Source organism: Methylobacterium sp. (assembly GCF_028290105.1).
GTDB lineage: Bacteria > Pseudomonadota > Alphaproteobacteria > Rhizobiales > Beijerinckiaceae > Methylobacterium.
Map to the genome: position 1 here is coordinate 1 of NZ_JAQGKL010000094.1, position 2,550 is coordinate 2,550.

The 2,550-nt window shown below is 68.4% G+C and carries 2 protein-coding genes and 1 pseudogene; 1 reads left to right on the top strand and 2 read right to left on the bottom strand.

The genetic code is table 11. The features are described from left to right. Positions 1-350 (bottom strand): septal ring lytic transglycosylase RlpA family protein (locus JWQ05_RS07365; RefSeq protein WP_299656864.1); only part of this gene is annotated, 350 nt, incomplete at its 3' end. Between the two features lie 688 nt (positions 351-1,038). Here JWQ05_RS07365 and JWQ05_RS07370 point away from each other — a divergent pair. Beyond that, a complete protein-coding gene (locus JWQ05_RS07370) occupies positions 1,039-2,148 on the top strand; it encodes a site-specific DNA-methyltransferase (protein ID WP_299656867.1) in 1,110 nt (369 codons plus the stop codon). Between the two features lie 83 nt (positions 2,149-2,231). Here the strand turns inward: JWQ05_RS07370 and JWQ05_RS07375 are convergent. Further along, positions 2,232-2,550: pseudogene (locus JWQ05_RS07375) on the bottom strand (A/G-specific adenine glycosylase); the annotation flags it as partial.

Sequence of the window (2,550 nt, forward strand, 5' to 3'; positions counted from 1 at the left end):
ACGACGTGCAGGGCGACGTAGGTCGTGCCGCCCATGCCGAGGGCGCGGGCCGAGCCTCTGGCCAGATCGATGATCCGGCCGTGGACGAACGGGCCGCGATCGTTGATGCGCACCACCACGGAGCGGCCATTGCGCTTGTTCTCGACCCGGACCCGGGTGCCGAACGGCAGGCTGCGATGGGCGGCGGTCATCCCGTTCGGGTTGAAGCGCTCGCCATTGGCCGTCCGGTGGCCGCTCGCATACCAGGAGGCGGCGCCGCTCTGGGCGCTGGCTGGCTGTACGGCGGCGAGTGTCGCGACGGTCCCGATGATGGCAGCGGCTCCACGAACAGGTTTGATAGTCATCCGCATTCCCTTTGTTATTTCGGATGGCCGGCAAAAGGAGTGAGATCGGGGCCAAAATGAGACCTGTCGAATGTGGCGATGCTTGCCTTTTTTCAGGCTATAACGATTCTTTAATCCCTGGTTGTGCGTGGGGATATTGTTCAACATTCGCATCGATTCCCCTGGTGGCGATGGATTGCTGTGATGCGGAAACGCTGGTCTGCAGGCCCGCGCAGAAGCCCTCGGGCACAACGCCGGGGTGCAAGGAGATGAAACCAGCGATGCGGTGAGCGAAACCCTGCCCCGCGTGCCGCCGGAAGGGGGCGCAAAGGCACGATTTTTCTCTCGATGGCGGTTTTGGCGCGACGGCGGCGTGTGCGCACCGGTGTCAACCGCGCGATCGCGCCCCTGGCCGCCGGCGGCGTTGTTCGGCCACTGATCTTCGAGAGACCGACGCGGATCTGGCCCAGTACTGTGACGGCGTCGAGCGAGAGCCTGGAACGACGCAAGCCGACCGACCCGGCAAAAACTGCAGCCCCAATTCGAGACGCCTTGTCCGCATCCCGGCAACCCGGCCTTTACGTTAACGGGGCCAAGGTCTGCCGGTCAGTCGCGTAACCGGTGTTTAGCCATGGCTTCCCTGCGTACCGCGGTTGCCGACACCGTCGCCCGGAAAAGTGTCTCGCGTACCGGGCGACCCGTGTCGGCGCCGCGGATGGGTCTCGTACCCGCCGCCCAGCGTCTTCCCCTGGATGAAATTCTCGTCGGAGATTGCATCGCGGCCATGAACGCCCTGCCGGCGTCCAGCGTCGACTGCGTGTTCGCCGATCCGCCCTACAACCTCCAACTCGGAGAGGGCTCGCTGCTGCGCCCGGACCAGAGCCGCGTCGACGCCGTCGACGACGACTGGGACAAGTTCTCGACGTTTGCCGCCTACGACGCCTTCACCCGCGAATGGCTCGCCGCCGCGCGCCGGGTGATGAAGCCGAACGCCACCCTGTGGGTCATCGGCTCCTACCACAACATCTTCCGGGTCGGGTCCGCGCTGCAGGACCTCGGCTACTGGATCCTCAACGACATCGTCTGGCGCAAGGCCAACCCGATGCCGAACTTCCGGGGCAAGCGCTTCACCAATGCCCACGAGACCCTGATCTGGGCCTCGCGCTCGGCGGAATCGAAGGGCTACACGTTCCATTACGAGGCGCTCAAGGGCGGCAACGACGACGTCCAGATGCGCTCGGACTGGTTCATCCCCCTCTGCACCGGCGACGAGCGCCTGAAGGGCGCCGACGGGCTGAAGGTCCATCCGACCCAGAAGCCGGAGGCGCTGCTCGCCCGCACCCTTCTCTCGGCGACCAATCCCGGCGACGTCGTGCTCGACCCGTTCTTCGGCACCGGCACCACCGGCGCCGTCGCCAAGCGCCTCGGGCGCCGCTTCATCGGCATCGAGCGCGAGACGGTCTACGCGCAGGCCGCCCGCGCCCGCATCGACGCCGTCGAGCCCCTCTCCCAGGCCGCCCTGCTGGTGGCGCCGACCAAGCGCGCCGAACCGCGCGTCGCCTTCCTCAGCGTGATCGAGGCCGGGCATATCCGCCCCGGCGAGACGCTCACCGACGCACGCGGGCGTCACACCGCCCTGGTACGCCCGGACGGCACCCTGATGGCCGGGCCCGCCACGGGCTCGATCCACAAGATCGGCGCCCTGGTGCAGGGCCTGCCGGCCTGCAACGGCTGGGATTTCTGGCACGCCAGCCGCGACGGCAAGCCGGTGCTGATCGACGTGTTCCGCGGACGGATGCGGGCGGCGATGGGTTCGGCCGCCTGAGTCCTTCCTGCGGGACTTCGTCCCGGCTCGATCGCTCCGCGACCACCCTCCCCCACGGTGGGGGGAGGATGGGCGCTTTTACCCTATTTCGAACGCGTCCTCGGCCGCCCGCGCTTGCGCGCAGCGGGGGCCGCCGCCGCCTCCGGCTCCCCGAAGAACCCCTCCCCCTCCCCGTCCTCGGCCGACGGCGCCGCGACCGCGCGCGGCGCGGGTTTGGGCACCGGGCGGAAGCTGGGGACCGGCGGCGGGGCCTCCTCCTCCGGCTCGGCGAAGATCGGCGTGTCGGCCACCATCCGCATCGCCTTCGGCCGGCCGGGCTTTTCCGCTTTCACCGGCTCGGGCTTCGGGTCGAAGGCGTGGGCCAGCACCTTCTTCATCAGCCCGGGCAATGGCTCCTCGTCC